The organism is Modestobacter roseus, from assembly GCF_007994135.1.
GTDB classification, from domain to species: domain Bacteria; phylum Actinomycetota; class Actinomycetes; order Mycobacteriales; family Geodermatophilaceae; genus Modestobacter; species Modestobacter roseus.
Map to the genome: position 1 here is coordinate 3,351,398 of NZ_VLKF01000001.1, position 22,862 is coordinate 3,374,259.

At 74.5% G+C, this 22,862-nt stretch carries 21 protein-coding genes and 1 pseudogene; 11 read left to right on the plus strand and 11 right to left on the minus strand.

The annotated features are described in order from the left end of the window. Window positions 1–53: 53 nt before the first annotated feature. The 7 genes from JD78_RS16050 (at window position 54) to JD78_RS16080 (ending at window position 7,538) form a co-directional block, all read left to right on the plus strand. Entirely contained in the window at window positions 54–968 is a 915-nt protein-coding gene (locus JD78_RS16050) for an ABC transporter ATP-binding protein (RefSeq protein WP_208104119.1), read from the plus strand. Beyond that, window positions 968–1,822, plus strand: coding sequence for an ABC transporter permease (locus tag JD78_RS16055; RefSeq protein WP_153358284.1), 855 nt, complete (start codon window positions 968–970; stop codon window positions 1,820–1,822). The genes JD78_RS16050 and JD78_RS16055 overlap by 1 nt, the downstream gene beginning before the upstream one ends. Continuing rightward, window positions 1,819–3,564 carry a dihydroxy-acid dehydratase gene (gene ilvD / locus JD78_RS16060; RefSeq protein ID WP_208104120.1) on the plus strand — a complete coding sequence of 582 codons (1,746 nt, stop codon included), beginning with the start codon at window positions 1,819–1,821 and terminating at the stop codon, window positions 3,562–3,564. The genes JD78_RS16055 and ilvD (JD78_RS16060) overlap by 4 nt, the downstream gene beginning before the upstream one ends. Then, window positions 3,561–4,925 carry an FAD-dependent oxidoreductase gene (locus JD78_RS16065; RefSeq protein ID WP_153358282.1) on the plus strand — a complete coding sequence of 455 codons (1,365 nt, stop codon included), beginning with the start codon at window positions 3,561–3,563 and terminating at the stop codon, window positions 4,923–4,925. The genes ilvD (JD78_RS16060) and JD78_RS16065 overlap by 4 nt, the downstream gene beginning before the upstream one ends. Further along, window positions 4,922–6,199 (plus strand): aconitase X, encoded by a 1,278-nt coding sequence (locus JD78_RS16070; protein WP_153358279.1) that lies wholly within the window; start codon window positions 4,922–4,924, stop codon window positions 6,197–6,199. Before JD78_RS16065 ends, JD78_RS16070 begins: the two co-directional genes overlap by 4 nt. Further along, on the plus strand, window positions 6,196–6,615 hold the full coding sequence (locus JD78_RS16075) for an aconitase X swivel domain-containing protein (protein ID WP_153358277.1): 420 nt from the start codon (window positions 6,196–6,198) through the stop codon (window positions 6,613–6,615). Before JD78_RS16070 ends, JD78_RS16075 begins: the two co-directional genes overlap by 4 nt. A gap of 83 nt (window positions 6,616–6,698) precedes the next feature. Next, window positions 6,699–7,538: an IclR family transcriptional regulator domain-containing protein gene (locus tag JD78_RS16080; RefSeq protein WP_153358275.1), complete on the plus strand. Its 840-nt coding sequence runs from the start codon at window positions 6,699–6,701 to the stop codon at window positions 7,536–7,538. A gap of 10 nt (window positions 7,539–7,548) precedes the next feature. Here the strand turns inward: JD78_RS16080 and ilvD (JD78_RS16085) are convergent, their stop codons facing one another. From ilvD (JD78_RS16085) to JD78_RS16125, 8 genes and pseudogenes are all read right to left on the minus strand, one after another. After that, window positions 7,549–9,219: a dihydroxy-acid dehydratase gene (gene ilvD, locus JD78_RS16085; protein ID WP_208104121.1), complete on the minus strand. Its 1,671-nt coding sequence runs from the start codon at window positions 9,217–9,219 to the stop codon at window positions 7,549–7,551. Next, entirely contained in the window at window positions 9,216–10,598 is a 1,383-nt protein-coding gene (locus JD78_RS16090) for an FAD-dependent oxidoreductase (RefSeq protein ID WP_208104122.1), read from the minus strand. Before JD78_RS16090 ends, ilvD (JD78_RS16085) begins: the two co-directional genes overlap by 4 nt. Further along, the gene (locus JD78_RS16095) at window positions 10,595–12,286 is read right to left on the minus strand and encodes an AMP-binding protein (RefSeq protein WP_166521229.1); all 1,692 of its coding nucleotides are present in this window, start codon (window positions 12,284–12,286) and stop codon (window positions 10,595–10,597) included. Before JD78_RS16095 ends, JD78_RS16090 begins: the two co-directional genes overlap by 4 nt. Beyond that, a complete protein-coding gene (locus JD78_RS16100; RefSeq protein ID WP_153358271.1) occupies window positions 12,283–12,705 on the minus strand; it encodes a hotdog family protein in 423 nt (140 codons plus the stop codon). The genes JD78_RS16095 and JD78_RS16100 overlap by 4 nt, the downstream gene beginning before the upstream one ends. A gap of 9 nt (window positions 12,706–12,714) precedes the next feature. After that, complete coding sequence (locus JD78_RS16105; RefSeq protein ID WP_153358269.1) at window positions 12,715–13,779, minus strand: hypothetical protein; 1,065 nt, start codon at window positions 13,777–13,779, stop codon at window positions 12,715–12,717. Further along, a pseudogene (locus JD78_RS22920) lies at window positions 13,776–14,312 on the minus strand (UGSC family (seleno)protein). The gene JD78_RS16105 and the pseudogene JD78_RS22920 overlap by 4 nt, the downstream one beginning before the upstream one ends. 159 nt (window positions 14,313–14,471) lie before the next feature. Continuing rightward, entirely contained in the window at window positions 14,472–15,806 is a 1,335-nt protein-coding gene (locus JD78_RS16120) for an acyl-CoA dehydrogenase family protein (protein ID WP_153358263.1), read from the minus strand. 105 nt (window positions 15,807–15,911) lie between these two features. Then, on the minus strand, window positions 15,912–17,165 hold the full coding sequence (locus JD78_RS16125) for an amidase (RefSeq protein ID WP_228394998.1): 1,254 nt from the start codon (window positions 17,163–17,165) through the stop codon (window positions 15,912–15,914). A 304-nt stretch (window positions 17,166–17,469) separates the two neighbouring features. Here JD78_RS16125 and JD78_RS16130 point away from each other — a divergent pair, with 304 nt between their 5' ends. After that, the gene (locus tag JD78_RS16130; protein ID WP_153358261.1) at window positions 17,470–17,760 is read left to right on the plus strand and encodes an FmdB family zinc ribbon protein; all 291 of its coding nucleotides are present in this window, start codon (window positions 17,470–17,472) and stop codon (window positions 17,758–17,760) included. Window positions 17,761–17,828: 68 nt separating this feature from the next. Then, window positions 17,829–19,082 (plus strand): formamidase, encoded by a 1,254-nt coding sequence (gene fmdA / locus JD78_RS16135; RefSeq protein ID WP_153358259.1) that lies wholly within the window; start codon window positions 17,829–17,831, stop codon window positions 19,080–19,082. 40 nt (window positions 19,083–19,122) lie between these two features. Here the strand turns inward: fmdA and JD78_RS16140 are convergent, their stop codons facing one another. Continuing rightward, a complete protein-coding gene (locus JD78_RS16140) occupies window positions 19,123–19,917 on the minus strand; it encodes a CPBP family intramembrane glutamic endopeptidase (protein WP_153358257.1) in 795 nt (264 codons plus the stop codon). Further along, window positions 19,914–20,840, minus strand: coding sequence for an NAD(P)H-binding protein (locus tag JD78_RS16145; protein WP_153358255.1), 927 nt, complete (start codon window positions 20,838–20,840; stop codon window positions 19,914–19,916). The genes JD78_RS16140 and JD78_RS16145 overlap by 4 nt, the downstream gene beginning before the upstream one ends. A 91-nt stretch (window positions 20,841–20,931) precedes the next feature. Here JD78_RS16145 and JD78_RS16150 point away from each other — a divergent pair, with 91 nt between their 5' ends. Together JD78_RS16150 and JD78_RS16155 are read left to right on the plus strand one after the other, a co-directional pair. Continuing rightward, a complete protein-coding gene (locus tag JD78_RS16150) occupies window positions 20,932–21,357 on the plus strand; it encodes a DUF2237 family protein (RefSeq protein ID WP_153358253.1) in 426 nt (141 codons plus the stop codon). A gap of 6 nt (window positions 21,358–21,363) precedes the next feature. After that, window positions 21,364–21,858 (plus strand): glutathione peroxidase, encoded by a 495-nt coding sequence (locus JD78_RS16155; protein ID WP_153358251.1) that lies wholly within the window; start codon window positions 21,364–21,366, stop codon window positions 21,856–21,858. Between the two features lie 21 nt (window positions 21,859–21,879). On the opposite strand, the gene JD78_RS16160 is transcribed toward JD78_RS16155, so the two are convergent. After that, the gene (locus tag JD78_RS16160) at window positions 21,880–22,836 is read right to left on the minus strand and encodes an EamA family transporter (RefSeq protein WP_153358250.1); all 957 of its coding nucleotides are present in this window, start codon (window positions 22,834–22,836) and stop codon (window positions 21,880–21,882) included. Window positions 22,837–22,862 lie beyond the last annotated feature (26 nt).

The window sequence follows — 22,862 nt, forward strand, 5'->3', positions numbered from 1 at the left end:
CCGAGACCGCGACCGGTGTCCCGCCGGAGAGCGCCGCCGGCACGAACGCCGGGGTGACCCACCACCCTGCGACCGACCCGCGGACCACCGGGTCGACGTCGGCACCGACCCCGCCGCCCGCCGCACCCGAGCGGGGCGCCGCCCAGACGGCCCCGTCCCCGGCCGCGGCACCCGGGGACGGGACGGCGCCGCCGCAGCTGCGGCTCACGGACGTGGACAAGACGTACCAGGCCCGCCAGGGCGAGGTGCACGCGCTCAGCAACGTGAACCTGACCATCGCCCGCGGGGAGTTCATCTCCCTGGTCGGCCGGTCCGGCTGTGGCAAGACCACGCTGCTGCGGATCCTGTCCGGACTGCTGCCGCCGACCTCCGGTGAGGTGGAGGCCGACGGGGCACCGATCTGGCGGGGCAACAAGCGCAACGACGAGGCGTTCAAGCAGTTCGGGCTGGTGTTCCAGGACGCCAACCTCTTCCCCTGGTACACGGTGGCGGAGAACATCTCGCTGCCGCTGAAGCTGCGCGGCGTGGGCAAGAAGCAGCGGCTGGCCCGGGCGAGCGAGCTCGCCGAGCTCGTCGGCCTGCCCGGCTTCGAGAAGGCCTACCCCCGGGAGCTCTCCGGCGGCATGCGGCAGCGCGCCGCCATCGCCCGGGCGCTCAGCTACGACCCCACGATCCTGCTGATGGACGAGCCCTTCGGCGCCCTGGACGCCCTCACCCGGGACAAGATGAACCTGGAGCTGCAGAACATCCACGCCCAGGCCGGCGCGACGGTGGTCTTCGTGACCCACTCGATCCCCGAGGCGGTGTTCCTCGCCGACCGCGTCGTGCTGCTCTCCCCCCGGCCCGGCCGGATCCGCTCCATCACCCCCGTCGGGCTGCCCCGCCCCCGCTCGCTGGAGACCGAGACCTCCAACGACTTCCAGGCGATCGTCCGCACCCTGCGCACCGAACTGGACGAGGAGGACTGATGACCGCAGTCGAGAACGGCGTCCGCGACGACAGCACCACGGCTCCGGCCACGAACCGGCAGGGTGGGGGCGTCGACCGCGAGAAGCTGCTGAAGGCCCTGCCGTGGATCAGCACCCCGATCATGCTGCTGCTGCTCATCGGCAGCTGGCAGTTCGCGGTCAGCGTCGTCGGGGTCTCGGAGTTCATCCTCCCCGCCCCGCTCGCGGTCTGGGACTCCCTGGTCGACCTGCTGTCCACCAGCGCCGTCTACAGCGACATCTGGATCACGCTGGCCGAGGTGCTGATCGGCTTCGCCATCGCGCTGGTCGTCGGCATGGCCGTCGGTGCCGTGCTCGGCCGGGTGATCTGGCTGGAGAAGGCCGTCCAGCCCGCCCTGGTCGCCCTGCAGGTCGTGCCGAAGGTCGCCTTCATCCCGATCTTCGTCATCTGGTTCGGCTTCGGCATGACCTCGAAGATCATCATGGCCGCGATCCTGGCGTTCTTCCCGATCATGCTGAACGTGATGCTCGGCGTGCGGTCGGTCGACCGCGGCCACCGCGACGTGATGCGCGGTCTCGGTGCGAGCCGCTGGGCCACCTTCAAGAGCCTGGAGCTGCCGAGCACGCTGCCCTACGTCTTCGCCGGAGCGGAGGTCGGCATCGTGTTCGCCGTCATCGGTGCGATCGTCGGGGAGTACCTGGGTGGCAGCGAGGGGCTGGGCCACCTGGTGGTCTCCAGCCTGAACTCGCTCAACGCACCGCAGCTGTTCGCCGTCATCGTGCTGCTGGCGCTGATGGGCTCGCTGCTCTACCTCGCGGTCACCACCACCAAGCGGCTGGTCATCCCCTGGCACGACTCGGTGGCCAAGCAGTGACCCGTGCGCCCGACGGGTCCCCGGCGCCGCTGCGCAGCAACCTGGCGGTGGGCAGCTCGCGCTGGGCCGTCCGCCGGGCCCAGTGGCGGGCGCTGGGCATCGCCGACGAGGACATGACCAAGCCCAAGATCGCCATCGTCAACTCCTCCTCGAAGCTGGCCATCTGCTTCAGCCACCTGGACGACGTCGTGCCGCCGCTGGAGGAGGCGATCCGGGCCGCCGGGGGGCTCCCCTTCGAGGTGCGCACCGCGGCGCCCAGCGACTTCATCACCAGCGCCGGGCGCGACGGGCGCTACATCCTCCCCAGCCGCGACCTGATCGTGAACGACATCGAGGTGGCCGTGGAGGGCGCGCAGCTCGACGGCATGGTCTGCCTCGCCTCCTGCGACAAGACCGCGCCCGGGCAGGTGATGGCCGCCGCCCGACTGGACGTCCCCACGATCATCGTCGGCTGCGGCTACCAGCCCAGCGGGCAGTACGCCGGCGAGCACGTCGACATCGAGGAGGTCTTCCTCGCCGCCGGGCACGTCGCGGCCGGCCGGATGACGCTGGACCACCTCACCGGGATGAGCGAGAACGCGATCCGCGGCCCCGGCGTCTGCGCCGGCATGGGCACGGCGAACTCCATGCACATGGCCTGCGAGGCGCTGGGCATGGCGCTGCCCGGCACCACCCCGGTGCTGGCCAACAGCCCGGCGATGTGGGACGGCGTCGCGCGGGCCGGCGCCCGGATCGTCGAGCTGGTCACCGAGGGGCTCCGCCCCCGCGAGGTGCTCACCCCGGCGGCCTTCCGGAACGCGGTGACGGTGATGCTGGCGACCAGCGCGTCGGTCAACAGCATCAAGCACCTGCAGGCCATCGCCCACGAGGCCGGCTGCGACGTCGACGTCCCGGGCCTATTCGCCGAGCTGGCCGACCGGGTGCCGTTGCTGTGCTCGGTGCGGCCCAACGGGCCGGACTCGATCGAGGACCTCGAGGCGGCCGGCGGCACCCGGGCGGTGATGCACCAGCTCGGCGACCTGCTCGACCTCTCCGCCCGCACCGTCGCCGGCGGCACCCTCGCCGACGCCCTGACCGGGGCGACCGTGGCCGACCCCGAGGTGGTCCGGCCCCTCGACCGCCCCTTCGGGGACCGGCCGAGCATCGTGATGGTGCACGGCTCGCTGGCGCCCGGCGGCGCCGTGGTCAAGCGGCCGGTGCACGACACCGGCGCCCAGGTGTTCCGCGGCACCGCCCGCTGCTACGCCACCCGAGACGAGGCCCTGGCCGGGCTGTCCGACGGGGAGATCCGCCCCGGCGACGTCGTCGTCCTCGGCGGGCTCGGCCCGGTCGGCGGACCCGGCATGGCGCTGGGGTCGGCCCTGGTCTTCGCCCTCGACGGCGCCGGCCTGGGCGACAGCGTCGCGCTGGTCACCGACGGTCAGATGTCCGGGCTGGTCAACACCGGCACGGTGGTCGGCGAGGTCTCCCCGGAGGCCGCCGTCGGCGGCCCGCTGGCCCTGGTGGCGGACGGCGACCCGATCGTCATCGACCTGGTGCGCCGCGCGGTCGACCTGGAGGTGCCCGCCGACGAGCTGGCGCGCCGCGCCGCCGTCTGGGCCGAGCGCCACCAGCTGCCGCCCGACACCGGCTGGCTGTCCATCTACCGGCAGCTGGTCACCCCGGTGGCCGCCGGCGCCGTGCTGACCCCGCCCCCGCACCGCCCATCCGGAGAGACGGCACAGGAGACGAGCACCCCGTGAGCGCACCACCCACCTGGCTGGACGAGCCCAGCCGCCGCACCCCGGTGCTCGGCGCCTACGAGGTCGTCGTCGTCGGCGGCGGCCCGGCCGGGGTGACCGCGGCCGCCGCGGCCGCCCGCGCCGGCCGCTCCACCGTGCTCGTCGAGCGCTACGGCTACGCCGGTGGCGCCGGCAGCGGCGGGGGCCTGAGCACCTTCTGCGGGCTGCACGCCAACGTGCACGGCGAGCACCGGCAGGTCGTGCACGGGCTGGCCGACGAGGTGCTGGAACGGGTCGACCGGCTGGGCGGGCTGAACGCGCCGCACCTCAGCTTCGCCGACCGGATCCTGGCCCAGGCCTACGACATCTCCGCCTACAAGATCGCGCTGGACGACGTCCTGGTCTCCTCCGGCGTCGACGTGCTCTTCCACGCCCTCGGCGTCGGGGTGCTGATGCGCGACGAGCAGACCGTCGGGGCGCTGCTGGTGGAGTCCAAGTCCGGCCGCGGCGCGATCACCGGTGAGGTGTTCATCGACTGCTCCGGCGACGGCGACGTCGCCGCCTGGGCCGGGGCACCGTACGAGAAGACCGACCCGGCGCACGGGATGCTCTACCCGTCGCTGATGTTCCGGGTGAACGGCGTGGACGCCCCCGCGGCCGTCGCCGCCCAGCGGCAGATCGCCGGGCTGATGGAGGAGGCCGAGGAGGCGGGGCGCTACCGCTTCCCGCGCAAGCGCCCGATCGTCCGGCCGCAGCGCAACCCGCTGGAGTGGCGGGCCAACCTCACCCAGCTGAGCAACCCCGACGGCAGCGCGATCGACGGCACCGACCTGCGGCAGCTCTCCCGCGGGGAGCTGCAGGGCCGCCGGCAGGTGCGCGACGTCTTCCCGTTCTTCCAGGAGTCGGTGCCCGGCTTCGCCGACTCCTACGTGGTCGACATCGCGCCGTCGATCGGCATCCGGGAGACCCGCCGGATCATCGGCGCCTACCAGCTCACCGAGGACGACATCCTCGACTGCGCCGACTTCCCCGACTCCATCGGCGTGAACGGCTGGCCGGTCGAGGCGCACGTCGAGGGCGATGTGGACATCCGCTGGCAGCGCGGCGAGGACAACCGCGGCTACAACCAGCTGCCCTTCCGGATGCTGGTGCCGCAGGTGCTCACCAACACCTACGTGGCCGGGCGCTGCGCGTCGATGACCCACGAGGGGCAGTCCAGCGCCCGGGTCACCGGCCCGTGCTTCGCGATGGGCCAGGCCGCCGGCACCGCCGCCGACCTCGCGCTCGGCGCGGGCGTCGCCGTCGGCGACATCGACGTCCCGGAGCTGCAGCGGCGGCTGGAGAAGGACGGCGCGTGGCTCGGTCAGGAGGAGGGCGCATGAGGCTGGCCCCCGACGAGCAGGCCATGCTCGACGGCGACCAGGGCGAGGCGGTGGCCGCCGCGATGGACCTGCTGGTCCGCTACGGCGAGGTGCTGGGCGCCGAGCGCCTGGTCGACACCGACAACGTGTGCGGGGCCAACCTCTTCGGCTCCCGGCACACCATGGTCTGCGGCTCCCCCGGCCCGGACGCCGCCTTCGCCGAGCACAGCCTGGACGCCCCGGCCCCGCTGCCGATCCCCGCGGTGCGGGCGCAGAGCTACCAGCTCATCGGCCCGATGGACACCCGCAACTGGGAGGTGCAGGGCGTCTCCCCCGAGGAGCGGGACGCGGTGGTGGCCAGCGAGGCCTACAGCGCCGAGCACGGCATCCACCTGATGAACACCTGCACGCCCTACCAGGTGGGGAACGTGCCGGTGAAGGGCGAGCACTGCGCCTGGATGGAGTCCTCGGCGGTGGTCTACGTCAACTCCGTGCTCGGCGCGCGCACCAACGTGGAGGGCCGGGAGAGCACCGGCGCCGCCATGCTCACCGGCAAGATCCCCTACTGGGGCTACCACCTCCCGGAGAACCGGTTCGGCAGCCACCTGGTCGACGTCGGCGTCCCGGTCGTGGACACGCTCGACTGGGGGCTGCTCGGCTACTGGATCGGCGAGCAGGTCGCCGAGGGCGTGCCGGTGCTCGACGGCATCACCGCCACACCGGACCTGGTCAAGCTCAAGCACTTCGGGGCGGCCGCGGCCTCCTCCGGCGGCGTCGAGCTCTACCACGTCCCGGGCATCACGGCCGAGGCCCGCACCGTGGAGGAGGCGTTCGACGGCGCCGCGCCCGCGGAGCGGCTCGCCTACACCCCGGCCGAGCGGCAGCGCACCTACGAGCACCTGAACTCCACCGGCCGGGACGAGCACGTGGACCTGGTGATGATCGGCTGCCCGCACGCCACGCTCGGCCAGATCCGGGACGTCGTCCGGCTGCTGGAGGGCCGGCGGGTGCACGCCGACAGCGAGCTGTGGGTGTTCACCCCGCGCGCGCTGCGCGAGGTGGCGGAGTCCAACGGCTACGCCCGGGCCCTCGAGGCCGCCGGCGCCCGGCTGATGAGCGACACCTGCCCGGCGATCGGCCAGTTCCTGCCGAAGGGCACCCGGGTGATCGCCACCGACTCGGCCAAGCAGGTGCACTACCTGCCGGCGATCATGGACGTGCAGGGCTGGTTCGGCACGCTCGGGGACTGCGTCGACGCCGCGGTCACCGGCACCTGGCGGGGGGAGCTGCGATGAGCACCCGGACCCTGCACGGCCGGGGGCTGGTGGGCGGCGTCGCCGAGGGCGAGGCGCTGGTCACCACGGAGGCGCTGTCCGGCTGGGGCGGCGTGGAACCGCGCCGCGGCCGGGTGATCGAGCTGCGGCACGAGCTGGTGGGGCAGTCCTTCGCCGGCAAGGTGCTGGTCTTCCCCGGCGCCAAGGGCTCCTCCGGGTGGTCGGGGATGTTCCACATGTCCCGGCTGATGGGCACCGCGCCGGCGGCGATGGTCTTCACCACGATGAACACCAAGATCGCCCTCGGCGTCGTCGTCACCCGGGTGCCGGCGCTCACCGACCTCGACGGCGACCCGCTGACCAGCGTGCGCACCGGCGACTGGGTGCGGGTGGACGCCGACCGCGGTGAGCTGACCGTGCTGCGCACCACCGGGTAGCGTCCCGGAACGGGAACGGGCGCACACCCCGGCCCCGCCGCCCGGGGCAGGCACCACGACGCAGGAGCGGGGACGGGATCGGGATGGACGGCGCAGGCGAGGACGCACCGGACGACGGCGCCGCGGAGGCCCCGCGGGGTGACTGGTTCGTGCAGTCCCTCGAGCGCGGGTTCTCGGTGATCAAGGCCTTCTCCGCCGACGAGCCGGAGCTGACCCTCAGCGACATCGCCCGCCGCACCGGGATGACCCGCGCCGCGGCGCGGCGGTTCCTGCTCACCCTGGTCGACCTGGGCTACGTCGCCGTCGACGACCGCCGCTTCCGGCTGCGCCCCCGGGTGCTGGAGCTGGGGTTCACCTACCTGTCCATGCTGCGGCTGCCCGAGCTGGCGATGCCCTACCTCAGCGAGCTCTCCCGCGACATCCAGGAGACCACCAGCATGGCGGTGCTCGACGGGCCCGACGTGGTCTACGTCGCCCGGGTGGGCGGCCGCCGGGTGATGGCCAGCGGCATCACCGTCGGCAGCCGGCTGCCCGCCTACGCCACCTCGCACGGCCGGGTGCTGCTGGCCGCGCTCCCCGACGACCAGCTGGACGCCTACCTGGCCGGCACCGAGCTGGTCCGCCGCACCGCGCGGACCGTCACCGACCCGGTGGTGCTGCGGGAGCGGGTGCTCGCCACCCGGGAACGCGGCTGGGCGCTGCTGGACCAGGAGCTGGAGGAGGGCGTGACCTCCCTGGCCATGCCGGTGTGCGGCGCGACCGGTGCGGTGATCGCCTCGGTCAACATCGGGGCGCACTCCAGCCGGCACACCCCCGAGCATCTGGAGGAGGTCGCCCTCCCGCTGATGACCGACGCCGTGCAGCAGCTGGAACGGGACCTCCGCCTGGCCGGCGTCCGGACGCCGGGCCACCCGCTGCTCTGAGCCCGCGCCCTCAGGCGCCCAGCGTGGCACCGCGGGCGACCGGCTGCACCGAGCGGGCGTAGACCGACAGCCAGCTGCACCCGGTGGGTGCGGGGTGCGGGGCCAGCCGCTCGCGCCGGGCCGCCAGCTCCTCGGGCGGCACGTCGAGGTCGACGGTGCGGGCCTCGACGTCGACGCTGATCACGTCGCCGTCCTCGACCAGCCCCAGCGGTCCGCCGAGCGCACCCTCCGGCGCCACCTCGGCGACCACCAGCCCCTTGTTGACCAGCCCGGACATCTGCCCGTCGGTCACCACGACCACCTCGTCACCGAGCCCGGCGCCGTCCAGGGCGAAGACGAACGCCGAGGTGAAGGCCATCCCGGGCGAGCCGCGCAGCCCGAGCCCGCTGAGCACGAGCACCTCGCCGGCCTGCACCTGCCCGCCCCGGATGGCGGCGATCCCCTCCTCGCGGGAGCGGAACACCCGCGCCGGGCCGCGGAACACCTTGATCCCGTCGTCGGCCACGGTCCGCTTCACCACCGCGCCGTCCGGCGCGAGCGTCCCGCGGACGATCATCACCCCGGGATGGCGGGCCAGCGGGTCATCGACCGGGCGGATGACGTCGGAGTCGGGCACGTCGACGCCGCCGAGCACCTCCCCCAGCGTCCGGCCGGCCACGGTGAGCTGGTCGAGGTCGAGGAACGGCCGGAGCCGGTACAGCAGCGCCTGCGCGCCGCCGGCCGCCTCGAACTCGTCGATCTGCCGGTCGCCGTTGGGCTTGACCGCCGACAGCAGCGGCACCTGCCCGGCGAGCTCCTCGAACAGCGCGATCACGTCGACGTCGCAGCCGGCCTCGACCGCGACCGCCTGCAGGTGCTTGACGCAGTTCACCGACCCGCTGACCGCGAGCACGGCGGCCACCGCGTTCCGGAAGGCGCCCGGGGTGAGGATCCTGCGCGGGCGGAGGTCCTCGGCGACCATGGCCACGATCCGCGCGCCGGCGGCCGCGACCGCCTCCCACATCCGCGGGCCGTTCGCCAGCACCGGCGTGGAGCCGGGCAGCGCCATGCCCAGCGCCTCGGTGGCGATGTGCATGGAGTTGGCGGTGCCCATCCCGGCGCAGACGCCCGGTCCGGTGACGGCGTTGGCCGCCATCTCGGCCAGGTCCTCGACCGTCATCCGCCCGGTGGCCACGTGCCCGGCGTAGAGGAACACGTCCTCGAAGTCGACGTGCTCGCCGCGGAAGAGCCCGCTCGGCTGGTAGCCGCAGGCCACCACGATCGTCGGGACGTCGAGCCGGCCGGCCGCCATCAGCTGGCCGGGCGTGGTCTTGTCGCAGGAGGCCAGGGTGACCATGCCGTCCAGCAGCGCCCCCTCGACCGCCACCTCGATGTCGCTGGCGATCAGGTCGCGGGTGGGCAGGATGTACTGCCCGGCGGCGCCGGCGCTGGTGATCGCGTCGCTGGACGCGGCCGTGCGGACCTCGAACGGCACGCCACCGGCGGCCCGGACCGCCTCCTTCAGCGGTCCGACGATGCCGTCGAGGTGGCTGAAGCAGCTGGCCAGGCCGGACGAGCTGTTCACGATGGCGATCTTGGGCTTGGCCATGTCCTCGGCGGGGATGCCCAGCGCCGTCCACTGGGCCAGCCGCATCGCCCACCGCGTGGTGCCCGGCTCGAAGTCGCTGCGCAGCCCGGTCACGCCGGCTCACCGCCCAGGAACACGCCGTCGCGGACCAGCTGGCGCTGCAGCCGGTCGACCGCGACGTCCCGGACGGGCACGCCGGCGTCCAGCGCCAGGTCGGCGGCGGTGCCGGCGGCCTGGCCCATCGCGAAGCACGGGCCGGTGACCCGCGCGGAGGACTGCCCGAACCGGGTCATCGAGGCGCACCGCCCGGCGACGAGCAGGTTGTCCACCCGCTGCGGCACGAGCATCCGGTAGGGGAGCTGGTTGTACCCGCGGGGGTCCTCGCCGCGCTGCCAGCGGAACTCGACCGTGCCGGCCACGTGCGCCTCGACCGGCCAGCCGTTGACCCCGATCGAGTCGGGGAAGTCGGCGCAGTCGAGCACGTCGTCCTCGGTCAGCAGGTGCTCCCCCAGCACCCGCCGGGTCTCCCGGATCCCGATCTGCGGGGCGATGTCGACGATGTAGGAGTCGGTGAAGCCGGGCGTGTGGTCCTTGATGAAGGTGAAGGCGTCGAGCACCTGCTGCCGGCCCTGCAGCTCCCCGTGGCTCAGCTGCTCGACGTCGGTTCCGTCGACCGCGCTGCCGTCGGGGTTGCTCAGCTGGGTGAGGTTGGCCCGCCACTCCAGCGGGTTGCGCTGCGGGCGCACGATCGGCTTCTTGCGCGGGAAGGAGTGCGTGCCGGCCTGCTCGGCGGCGTCCATCAGCCGCTCCACGGTGCGCCAGGGCTTCTCGCCGGCCGCCGCGACGTCGACGCCGTTGATCCGGAACATCAGCGAGGGGTAGAGCAGCCCGGGCGACTTCTCGTACGGCACCCCGGCCCAGGCCGACACGTCGGCGTCCCCGGAGGCGTCGACGAACACCCGGCCGCGGACGGCCTGCCGGCCGGACTTGGACTCGACCAGCACGGCACCGATCCGGTCCGGCCCGTCCATGACGACCCCGACGGCCATCGCGTGGAACAGGATGCGGGCCCCGGACCCGACGACCAGCTCGTCGGCGGCGATCTTGTAGCTGGAGATGTCGAACGCCTGGGCGAGGATGCCGTCGTTGATCGTCAGGTGCGGCTCGGAGAGGCCGTCCATCTTCGCCAGCCGCTCGAGCAGCTCGTCGGCCAGGCCGTGCACCACCTGCCGGTGCTCGCCGTGCACCTTGGCGTGCAGCCCGCAGAAGGTGCTCAGCCCACCGGCCGTGCCGGCGCCGCCGAGGAAGCCGTAGCGCTCCAGCAGCAGGGTCGAGCGGCCGGCGCGGGCCGCCGCCGCCGCGGCCATCAGCCCGGCCGGGCCGCCGCCGATGACAACGACGTCGAACTCGCCGAGGACCGGGGTCCGCCGGGCGGGTTCCCCGATCGTGTCCGGCCCGTGCTCGTCCACCCCGTGCTCCTCCGACGTGCTCACCGGCGTGCCTCCTCGATCTCAGTGGAACTGGTGGGTGCCGGCCCGGTCAGCTGCCGGGCGGCCTGCTGGGCCCAGGAGCGGTCGACCTTGCCGGAGGCGCTGCGCCGCACCGTCTCGACGAAGAGGACCGACCGGGGCCGCTTGTAGCCGGCCAGCACGCTGCCGACGTGGTCGGCGAGCGACCGCGCCGTCGCCTCGCCCGGTGGGTCGGCGACGACGAGCGCGGTGACCCGGCTGCCCCAGCGGTCGTCGGGCAGCCCGAGGACGACGGCGTCGCGGACCAGCGGGTGGTCCAGCAGCGCCTGCTCGACCTCCTCGGCGAAGACCTTCTCGCCGCCGGTGTTGATCACCCCGGAGCCGCGGCCCAGCAGGCTGAGGGTGCCGTCGGCCTCGACGGTGGCGGAGTCCCCGGGCACCACGTGCCGGACGCCGTCGACCATCCGGAAGACCGACGCGGTCAGCTCGGGCGCGTCGAGGTAGCCCAGCGGCAGCGCCCCGGAGCTGGCGAGCTCGCCGACCTCCCCGGAGCCGGGCACCACGTCCCGGCCGTCGGGGGTGAGCACGCGCGCGTTCTCCGGCAGCGCGAACCGGGTGGTCACCGACTCCGGGTCCGGCCCGACCAGCGAGACGCCGAACGGGCCGCCCTCGGTGGCGGCGATCGTGTCCTGCAGGGTCATCCGGCCGGCCGCCAGCAACCGCCGCTTGACGTCGGGGCTCCAGCGCACCCCGGAGCTGATCACCCGGCGGAGGCTGCCGAGGTCGTAGGGGCGCCCGGCGGCGGCCGCCCGGTCGAGCTCGGCGAGCAGGGGGACGGCGAACGCGTCACCGACGATCGCCAGCTCCTCCACCCCGTGCCGCTCGACGGCGCGCCACAGCTCCGCCGGGTCGAGGGAGGGGTCGGTGAGGGTGACGACGCAGCCCCCGCGCAGCAGGTTGCCGAACGCGGCGAAGAAGCCGGTGCCGTGCATCAGCGGTGACCCGGGGAGCACGACGGGGGCGGTGCCGCCCCGCACGGCGGCCACGGCGGCCGCCACCGCCCCGGCCCGGTCCCGCGGCACGGGCACCCCGGCCCGCCTGTACGCCGACGCCACGACCGCGCAGACGCCGGCGGAGTCCCAGACGACGGCCTTGGGCGCCCCGGTGGTGCCGCCGGTGAGCAGCCAGACCTGGTCGTCCGGCGACCGCTCGCAGCGGGGCAGGGGGGCGGCGTCCAGCGCCTGCTCCCACGGGACGGCGCCGTCGTCCTGGGAGCCCGGGCCGCAGCGCACCACCGTGCGCAGGCTCGGCAGCCGGCCGGCCACCTCGGCCAGCGTCCCGGCCAGGCCGTCGTCCACCAGCACCGCCTCGGCGGCGACGTACCCGAGCACCTGGGCGAGCTCGGTGGCCCGGTACCGGTAGTTGACGTTGACCGGCACCGCCCGCAGCTTGCACGCGGCGAACACCCCGATCAGGTACTCCGGCGAGTTGTGCAGCCCGATGCCCACCCGGGCGCCGGGGCCCACCCCGGCCGCGGCCAGGTGGCCGGCCAGCCGGGCCGCCTGCTGGTCGAACTCGGCCCAGGTGACGGCGCGCTCACCGGCGACCAGCGCCGCCCGCCCCGGGTCCAGCGCGCTGATCGCGTCGGCCACCGCCTCCAGCCGGGTGGCGACGTCGTCCCGCTGGACGGCGTCGGCGGCCGGCGCGGTCACAGGTACCGCCGGACCAGGGTCGACGCGACGCAGGCCGGCTCGGTGTGCCCCTCGGCCTCGAACACCAGGGTGAGCGCCAGCTGCACCCCGCCCGGCACGGCGTCGACCGCGTCGACCGTGGCCGTGCAGCGCACCCGGCTGCCCACCGGCACCGCAGCGGGGAAGCGCACCGACCGGCAGCCGTAGTTGACCGACAGGGCGAACCCGCGGGACTCCAGCAGCTCGGGCATGAAGACCGTGGTGAGGGCGAGCACCAGCAAGCCGGGGACGGTGCGGTCCGCGGGCGGCGGGGTGCCCGTCGCGGCGCAGAAGCGGTCGACCCGCTCGGCCGTGACCTCCACCCAGGAGCTGGTGCCGAGCGTGCGGCCGGCGAGCGCCTGGGTCTCCTCGACGCCGGTGACGACGGTGGCGGCGGGCATCGTGCCTCCTCAGTTCCCGGCCGGCTGCACGCGGGCGACGGCCGGACGCCCACCGCGCGGCCCGAAGGTCTCCACGACCGCCGACACCCCGGCGTTCGACGCCCCGGCGACCACGACGAGCACCGCCTCCGGCGAGGAGAGGGCGTGGATGCCGTCGCGGTCGGGGTCGGGGCCGGGGTCGACCTCGCCGTCGGGGTGGCCGGTGGGCACCCGCCAGCGGCTGACCTGGGAGACCGCGCCCTTGCCGACGGCGTCGAGCTCGGCGCGGCTGCGGAAGGACGCGTCGTAGAGGAACTGCGCGATGTCCCGCTTGCTCCAGCCGTGCCCGGCCAGCAGCCGCGCGTGCTCCGGTCCCAGCACGATGCAGGCGCTGATCCCGGCGTGGATCAGCGCCCCGGTGCGGGAGACGGTGCCGGCGATGTCGGTGAGCAGCTGCTCGGGGACGGAGGTGTGCCGGGCCTCGATGTGCACGGTGGAGCGCATCGTCATCGCCGTCACCGTGCTCTCGCCCGGGTCGTGCCCCTCGTCGACGTGCAGTGGAGCCCAGGGCGACTCCTCCTCGTTCTCGGCGATGCAGCAGGTGTACTTCGCCGGGGTGCCCTGGGTCGCCTGGTCCAGCTCGTGCGGCCGGACGCCGAGCACGTTGAGCGCGGTGAGCCGGAGCGCCCGGCCGATGGTGGCGTTGGCGCGGAACCCGGGCCCGAAGACGTTGCCCGTGCTGTTCAGCCCGAGCTGCTCGCGCACCGGGCCGTTGACCAGCAGCAGCGGCGCGGTGCCGGTGGTGGACTGCCAGATGCCCTTGCGGACGTAGCCCTCCTCGCGCAGGGCGTCCCAGCCGGCGAGCACGACCGGGAAGTACTCCGGACGGCAGCCGGCCATCACCGCGTTGATCGCCGCCAGCCGGACGGTGATCGCCCGGTTGATCTGCGGCATCGCGAGCACCGTCTCGCCCGGGTCGCGGTCGACCGTGGCGAGGAAGGCGTCGAGCTGCTCCTGCGTGCACGGGACGACGGGCAGCCCGTCGGTCCAGCCCTTCTCGTAGCAGTGCTCGAGCGCTTCCAGCGTCGTGGTCACTCCTCCACCCCCAGGATCTCCAGCACCTGCGGGAGCGCGGCGGTCACCCGCTCCCGGATCTGCTCGGCGGTCAGGCTGGCCACCGGATGAGGCAACGAGACGTACTCGTAGCCGGGGAAGCCGTAGCCGCTGGCCATGGCCGCCCCCGTGATGCGGAAGGCGTCGGTGCAGACGGAGACGGCGGGCACGCCCGCGCGCTCCAGCAGGATCCCGTCGGCCACACTGGCCGCGCTGCAGGAGCCCTAATCACCGATCGCGGTGATCGCGAAGTCGCACTCCTGGAAGATCCGCTGGGTCTGGGTCGGCTCGACCGGGGTGCCGAAGTAGGGCTTGGTGAACATCAGCACCTCGCCCACGCCGTGCCGCTCGCGCAGCTGCCGGGCGAACTCCTCCAGCAGCGCCGCGCCGTTGGGCTTGCCGTTGTCGAGCAGGCCGAGGGTGGCGCCGCGCAGGGTGCGCGTGCGGGGTGCCAGGGCGGTGTCCTGCCCCTGCTCACCAGCGCCGGTGGGGTCGAGGATCTCGTGCAGTTCCATCGCGCCGTCCGTTCTCCGGAGCGGGAGCTCTCGTGCCGCAGTGTTCGGGATGCGAACAGGAGTGCTCTTGTCGAACGCGACGTTAGCCAGGTCACAGGGGCACGTCAACGGGCGACGGCGCGATGGCGCCGCCGCCCGTCGGACCGGCGGGAGAGGGGGTCAGGCCAGCGGGCTGCGGGGGAGCAGGCGGTTGCTGATGATCCGCTTCTGGATCTCGCTGGTGCCCTCGAAGATCGTGGTCAGCCGGGCGTCGCGCCAGTGCCGCTCGACCTGGCGCTCCGTGGTGTAGCCGTTGCCGCCGTGCAGCTGCATGGCCTGGTTGGTCACCCGCACGGCCATCTCGGTGGCCTGCAGCTTCACCATCGCCGCCTCCCGCTCGCAGGGCACGCCCTCGTCGAGCAGGTGCGCGACCTGGCGGTAGAAGGCGCGGGCCTGCTCGACGTCGGCGGCCATCTCGGCGAGGGTGAACCGCAGCGCCTGGAAGTCACCGATCGGGCGACCGAACTGCGCCCGCTCCTGCAGGTACCGCGTGGTGTCCTCCACCGCCGCCCGGGCCAGGCCCACCGCCCGGGCCGCGGTCTGCACCCGCGCGGTGTTGAGGAACGCCTGCGCCTCCCGGAAGCCCGCGCCGGAGTCCCCGCCGCCGCCCGTGCCGCCCTCGCCGGGGCCGACGATCAGGTCACCGGCCGGGATCCGCACCCCGTCGAAGGTGAGGTCCCAGGTGAGGAAGCCGTGGTAGCCGACCTTGTCGATGGCGTAGCCGGACAGCCCGGGCGGGAAGGCGCCGCGCTCCTTGACCAGCAGCAGGTTGCGCAGGCCGCGGGAGCGGGACTCCCCCGGCTGCGGGTCGGCGACCCGGACCAGCACCTGGATGAAGTCCGCGGCGAGCGCGTTGCCGGCCCAGCGCTTGTGACCGGTCACCACCCACTCGTCGCCGTCCAGCACGGCGCGGGTCTGCACGTTGGCGAGGTCCGAGCCCGCCTCGGGCTCGGACAGCGCCACGCTGCCGATCCACTCGCCCCGGGCGCTCCGGCGGAGCAACCCGGCCCGCCGGGCGGGGTCGGCGACCTGGGTGCCCATGCCCTGCGCGCGCGCCAGGATGCTCGCCACGCTCATCCACGCCCGCGCCAGCTCCTCGCTGACCAGGCAGTACTCGAAGACGCCGAGCCCCAGGCCGCCGTCGGCCGCGGGGATGGTCAGGCCGAACCAGCCGAGCTCGCCCAGCCGCGCGATCAGCTCGGGCGGGATCTGGCCCTTCTGCGGGTCGAGCTCGTCGGCGACCGGGAGCACCTCGTCCCGGGCGAAGGCCCGCGCCTGCTCCATCAGCGCCGCCCGGGCGGGGGTGTGCCACGGCGAGTGCAGCACCGGCGGCTGGGGCGGCCACGGCTCGGCGAGCACCGGCTCGGTGGGCACCGGCTCGGTCGGCTCGGTCGGCGCGGTCGGCTCGGTCGGCGCGGTCGGCGCGGTCTCGGGGCGGCGGGCGGTCGACGTCACTGTCGTCCTCCAGGGCTCGGGTGTCCGGATGTGGCGACCACTCTCCGGCACCGCCGCGGCCCCGCACAGCCCCGCTGGGCCGGCAGTGACCAGCGCAACACCCGGTCAGTCGACCGTGCAGGGTGGGCGCTCGACGTGCCAGCTGGTGCGCTGCTGGAACCAGGCCCCGGCGTCGAGCAGCAGGTCCTCCCCGCCGACGGCGGCCGTGAGCTGGGCGCCGACCGGCAGACCGGAGACGGGGTGCCGGCCGACCGGCAGGGCGAGCGTGGGCCCGGCGTGCAGCGACCACGGCGCGGTCAGCGTGCTCAGCCGGCGGGTGAGGGTGAGCACGTCGTCGGCGCCGACCGCCGTGGGGACGTCGCCGGGCAGGGTGGGCGTGAGCAGCACGTCGACGGAGCCGAAGAGCTCCTCCAGGCCGCGCTGGTACTCCGCGCGCACCTGCAGCGCCGCGGACCGGTCGCCCTCGGACACGCCCTCGCCCACCCGCAGCCGGGCGAGCGTCTCGGGCTGGAAGAGCTCCGGCTCGGCCAGGCGCTCGCGGTGCAGGTCGGCGATGGTGGAGTAGACGATCGTGTAGAGCACGTCCTGGGCGACGCTGATCCCCGGCACCGTCACCGGCACCAGCTCGGCGCCACCCTCGCCGAACACCGCGCCCGCGGCCGCGACCACCTCCGCGACGCCGGGGTCCAGGTCGTCGAACCAGGGTTCGGGGACGCCGATCCGCCGGGGCACGGCCGGGCGCAGCGTCCGGGGCGGCCGGCCGGCGAGGACGGCGAAGGCGCGGGCGGCCAGCTCGACCGTGCGGGCCAGCGGGCCGACCGTGTCGACCAGTTCGCAGACCGGGAAGGTGCCGGCGTCCGGGACGACGGAGATCCCCGGCCGCAGCCCGGTGACCCCGCAGGCCGCGGCGGGCAGCCGCACCGAGCCGCCGGTGTCGGTGCCCAGGGCGACGTCGACCAGGCCGGCGGCGACCGCGGCACCCGCGCCGCCACTGGAGCCCCCGGGCAGCCGGTCCAGGGCCCACGGGTTGCGGACCGGGCCGACGGCCGAGTTCTGGCTGGTCAGCCCGATGGCGAACTCCGACAGGTTCAGCTTGGCGACCATCTGCGCGCCGGCGTCGGCCAGCCGGGTGACGACGACCGCGTCGGTCTCGGGGACCCGGTCGGCGAAGAACGCCGATGCGCAGGTGGTGGGCACCCCGGCGGTGTCGATGTTGTCCTTCAGCCCGACCCGCACCCCGGCGAGCGGGCCGTCGGGGGCGTGCGCCAGCGGCGGGTCGATGCGGCGCAGCACCGCATTGGTGGCCGCGCGCACCTCCTCCTCCCGCCGAGCGCGCTCGGCGGCGTCCAGGGGTCCCACCTTCAGCACCCGGCGTCGGACGGGGGCGGCGAGGTCGGGACGGCGGTCACGGACGGTGAGACTGCCACCTCCGGGCCCGTCCGTCAGCAGGGCGGTCCAGCGGCCTGGACCAGGGGACACCGGACGGGGACCGCCGCATGCCCGGCCCCCGGCTGCCCACCCGGTGCGTCACGACGCGCCGCCGGGGGCCGTGGCCGGAGCCGGCCCGGGACGCGAGCGCCTTGACCGCCCTGCCGGCGGGGTCGAGGGTCCGTCTGGTCCGGAGGGCCGAGTGCCCTTCCGCCGGTGCCCCCGGAGGTCCGACATGGCCGTCTACCTGTACCGCTGCCGCGCTCACGGGCCGACCGAGGCCCGTTTCGCGATGGGCTCCGCGCCCGCTGCGGTGGCGTGCCCGGCCTGCGGTTCGACCGCGGCACGGGTGTTCACCGCCCCCCGGCTCTCATCCGGGTCCGCGGCGCGCCGCGCCCTGATCGAGCGCGCGGAGCGCAGCAGCGAGCAGCCCGACGTCGTCGCCGCGCCGCCGCCGGGACCGCGCTCCGCGCGGGGGGCCGACGTGCTGCGCAACCCGGCCCTGAGCCGGCTGCCCCGGCCCTGAGGTCGGCCCGTTCCCCGCCCTTCCGCAGCCGGCAACCCGCGAGCAGACCCGAGACCAGGAGGCAGACCATGCCCGAGCGACTGTTCCCCCTCGACTCCAGCAAGCCGTTCACCGAGCAGCAGCACATCGGTCACAACCGCTGGCACCCCGACATCCCGGCCCAGGTGACCGTCCGTCCCGGGGACACCTTCCGGGTCGACTGCCGCGAGTGGTTCGACGGGGCCATCCACGACGACGACTCGGCCGACGACGTCCGGGACGCCCCGCTGTCCACGGTGCACGTGCTGAGCGGCCCGTTCGCGGTGGAGGGCGCCGAGCCGGGTGACCTGCTGATCGTCGACATCCTCGACGTCGGGCCGATCCCGCAGGAGGACTCCGGGCCGCTGGCCGGGCAGGGCTGGGGCTACACCGGGATCTTCGCCACCCGGAACGGCGGCGGCTTCCTGACCGAGCAGTTCCCCGACGCGTACAAGGTCATCTGGGACTTCGCCGGGCAGACGGCGACCTCCCGGCACGTCCCGCACGTGTCCTTCACCGGGATCGTGCACCCCGGCCTGATGGGCACGGCGCCGTCCGCGGAGCTGCTGGCCCGCTGGAACCGCCGCGAGGGCGCGCTGATCGCCACCGACCCCGACCGGGTGCCGCCGCTGGCCCTGCCACCCCTCCCCCAGGACGCCATCCTCTCCGGCCTGACCGGCGCGGAGTACGACCGCGTCGCCGGGGAGGCCGCCCGCACCGCCCCGCCGCGGGAGAACGGCGGCAACCAGGACATCAAGAACCTGACCAAGGGCAGCCGGGTCTTCTACCCGGTGTTCGTGCCCGGGGCGAAGCTGTCGCTGGGCGACCTGCACTTCTCCCAGGGCGACGGCGAGATCACCTTCTGCGGGGCCATCGAGATGGGCGGCTTCGTCGACCTGCACGTCGACCTGATCAAGGGCGGCATGGAGACCTACGGGGTCGGCGAGAACGCCATCTTCATGCCGGGCAACGTCGACCCCCGGTACGAGAAGTGGCTGGCCTTCTCCGGGACGTCGGTGACGCTGGACGACGAGCAGCGCTACCTGGACTCGCACCTGTCCTACCAGCGGGCCTGCCTGCACGCGATCGACTACCTGACGAGGTTCGGCTGGTCGCCCGAGCAGGCGTACATGATCCTCGGCGCGGCGCCGATCGAGGGGCGGCTGTCCGGGGTGGTCGACATCCCGAACTCCTGCGCCACCGTCTACCTGCCCACCGGCATCTTCGACGTCGACGTCACCCCCGCGGCGTCCGGGCCGACGCGGATCGACCCCGGCATGGGCGTCCCCCGCTCCGGGTTCTGAGACCCCGGGCTCCTCGGCCGTCGGCCGAGGAGCACGACGGTCAGAGCTCCTCGGCCGGGCGCGGGTCGTCGACGGAGGGCTCGTCGGCGAACAGCGGCGGCAGGAACCGCAGCATCAGCACCGACCAGGTGGCGTGGGTGAGCATCGGCGCCTGGATCCCGCCGGTGACCCGTCGCTGGAAGGCGAACAGCAGCCCCATCGGCACCGAGGCGAGCACCAGCGCCGGGTTGCGGGTGGCGACGGTGGCCAGCGTGTAGACGGCGGAGGACTTCAGCACCGGGTGGTGCACGCCGGCCGCCGCGTACAGCGCACCGCGGAAGAAGACCTCCTCGGCGAGGCCGTTGGCCAGGGTGGTGGTGAGCACCAGCGGCGGCGAGCCCTGCTGGGCGTACCGCAGCACCCGGGAGATCGCTGCGTCCAGCGGTGGGATGCGCTTGGCGACCAGCGCGGCGCCGTAGAACAGCCCGAACGACGCCACCCCGCCCACGACCGGGGTGAGCAGCGGGCGGCGCAGCGTGGCCTTCGGGGTCTGCACCCAGCCCCGGTGGAGCGGGCCGGAGGCGATGCCCCCGGCGACCCAGGTGCCCGCCACGCCCATGGTCAGCGCGTAGAAGGCCGTCGAGTTCGGCTTCTGCGACAGCGACACCCCGAGCAGCCCGGCCCCGGCCAGCGACACCCCGGCGGTCACCCGGCGGCGGCGGCGGAAGGCCTCGTCGGACTCGCGGTGGTCGCGCGGCACCTTGTCCACCAGCCAGGACGGCGCCCAGGCCAGCAACCGGGCCAGCCGGGCGTCGGTCAGCAGGGACTGTCCGGGCCGTCGCACGGTGCGGGTCATCCCGGCTGCCCCGCGGCCTTCGTCGCCCGCGCGTCCCGGCGGGCCCGGGCCCGTTCGCCCAGGGCGGTCAGCACCGCATCGTCGTAGGACATCGGCTCGAACGGGACCACCCGACGGATCGAGTCGTCCTTCACCACCACCTCGTTGGTCATCGAGTCGATCAGCGACCGGCCGGTCTGCACGTCGACGTCGGTGACCAGCGACAGCCAGTAGGAGGAGAGCTTCGGGCTCAGCAGCGGCACCGGGACGATCAGCAGCCGGCGGCCCTGGATCTCCGCGACCCGGGTCAGCATCTCCAGGTACTCCAGCACCTCGCACCCGCCGACGTCGAACGCCCGCCCCTCGGCGTCCGGGGCCTCCAGCACCCCGACCAGGTACCGGACGACGTCGGCGATCGCGATCGGCTGGGTGCGGGTGTGCACCCAGCGCGGGGTGATCATCGCCGGCAGGTGGGCGACGAGCTGGCGCGTCATCTCCCAGGAGACGCCGCCGTGGCCGATCACGATGCCGGCCCGCAGCGTGGTGACCGGCACGCCGGTCTCGCCCAGCAGCCGCTCGACCTGGCGGCGGCTGCGCAGGTGCGCGGAGAGGTCGTCGTCGTCGCTGCCCAGCCCGCCGAGGTAGACGATCCGGCGGAGCCCGGCGTCGGCCGCGGCCCGGGCGAAGGAACGGGCGGCCGCGGCGTCCTTCTCCTGGAAGTCCGGCGAGTCCAGCGAGTGCACCAGGTAGTAGGCCGCCTCGCAGCCGGCCAGCGCGGCGCGCAGCGACGCCTCGTCGCCGACGTCCCCCTGCACCGGGGTGCCGGCGCCGGCGTAGGTGTCCGGGTGCCGGGTCATCGCCCGGACCTCGTGCCCGGCCTCCTCCAGGGCAGGCCCCAGCCTGCTGCCGACGAACCCCGACGCCCCGGTGACCAGTACTCGCACGCCCCCAGCCTCCCGGTGCGGCCGGTCGGGCGCGACTCAGAGGTGTCCGACCCACCGCGCGGCCCGGCCGGACCCGCGCGATGATCGGCCCATGAGCGCCCCCGGCGAGGACCGCAACGTGCTGGGCGGCCCGCTGGAGCCGTGCGGCACCGACCCGATGACCGGCTTCACCCGGGACGGCTCGTGCCGCACCGGGCCGGCCGACCTGGGCAGCCACACGGTGTGCGCCGTGGTCTCCGCGGAGTTCCTGGCGATGCAGCGCGAACTGGGCAACGACCTGGTCACCCCACGCCCCGAGTACGACTTCCCCGGCCTGCGCCCCGGTGACCGCTGGTGCGTCGTCGCCGTCCGCTGGTGGCAGGCGCTGCAGGCGGGCGCGCCGGCCGGGGTGGTGCTGGCCGCCACGAACGCCCGCGCCCTGGAGGTGGTCCCGCTCGAGGCCCTGCGGTCCCAGGCCGTGGACGTCCCCGACGACGCCTCCGCCCTGGGGGAACACCCCGGCGACGGCGACGGTTGAGCCGGCGTGACCGACCTCCTGGCGCTGCCCCTCACCACCCTCGACGGCGAGGAGACGAGCCTCGGTGCGCTGACCGGCGGCCGCGTGGCCCTCGTCGTCAACGTCGCCAGCCGCTGCGGGCTCACCCCGCAGTACGAGCAGCTCGAGGCGCTGCACCGGGAGTACGCCGACCGCGGGTTCACCGTGCTCGGCGTGCCCTGCAACCAGTTCGCCGGCCAGGAGCCGGGCAGCGCCGAGGAGATCAGCACCTTCTGCTCGGCCACCTACGGCGTCACCTTCCCGCTGACCGCCAAGACCGAGGTCAACGGCGCGGATGCGGCGCCGCTCTACCGCGAGCTCACGTCGGTGCCCGACGCCGCCGGCGAGGCGGGGCCGGTGCAGTGGAACTTCGAGAAGTTCGTGCTCGCCCCCGACGGCGCCGTGGTGGCCCGCTTCCGGCCCCGGACCGAGCCGACCGCACCCGAGGTGCGCGCCGCCGTCGAGTCGGTGCTGCCCGGCTGATCCCGGGTCAGCTGGGCAGGGTCAGCTGGGCACGGTCTCCGGCACCGGGCCGGGCTCCGCCGCCGTCCGGGCGGTCTGGGCCAGCACGATGCCGGTCAGGACGACGGCCCCACCCGCGATCTGCCACCCGGTGAGCACCTGCTCGACCCACAGCCAGGCGACGATCGAGGCCAGCACCGGTTCGGCGGTCGCCAGGATGCCGGCGGTGGTCGGTGGCAGGTGGCGCAGCGCGGCCAGCGAGAGCCAGAACGGCAGGGCGGCGCCCAGCACGGCGATCCAGCCCACCAGCACCCAGAGCGGCAGCTGGGCGTTGCCCAGGGAGACCGGCACCCGCTCGGCAAGGACGCCGGCGTCGAACCGCCACCACGGCGCGGCGACCGCCCAGAAGACCGCGGCCGCCGCGAAGCTCCACGCGGTCACCGCCATCGGGTCGAGGCCGGCCGCGCTGCGCTCGCCCACCAGGTAGTAGGTGGCCAGGCAGACCGCGGCGGCGAGGGCCACGGCGACGCCGAGCGGGTCCAGCGACCCGCCACCGGACCAGACCTCGGCGACGAGCACCAGGCCCGACAGCGACAGGGCCAGCGCCCACCACAGCCGGTTGCGGACCTGCTCCCGGCGGACCAGCCACACGTAGAGCGCGATGAAGACCGGGGCGGTCATCTCGAAGACCAGCGCGATGCCCACGGGCAGCCGGCCGTCGATGGCGGTGTAGAAGAGGAACTGGGTCGCCGCGATGCCCACCACGCCCAGCAGCGCGACCAGCGGGACGTCGGCCCGCCGCAGCCGCAGCCGCCGCGGGGCGACGACGGCCAGCGCCAGCAGCAGGGCGATCGCCGCGCCGGTGCAGCGCAGCGCGGTCAGGTTGGTCGGCGGGATGCCGGCCTGCAGCGCCAGCGTGGAGACCGTGCCGTTGATCGCGAAGACGCCGGCCGCGGCGAGGGTGAGCAGGGAGCCGACGGCGGGGCGGGCGACGGGCACACCGGCAATGTAGCGGGTGAACGAGC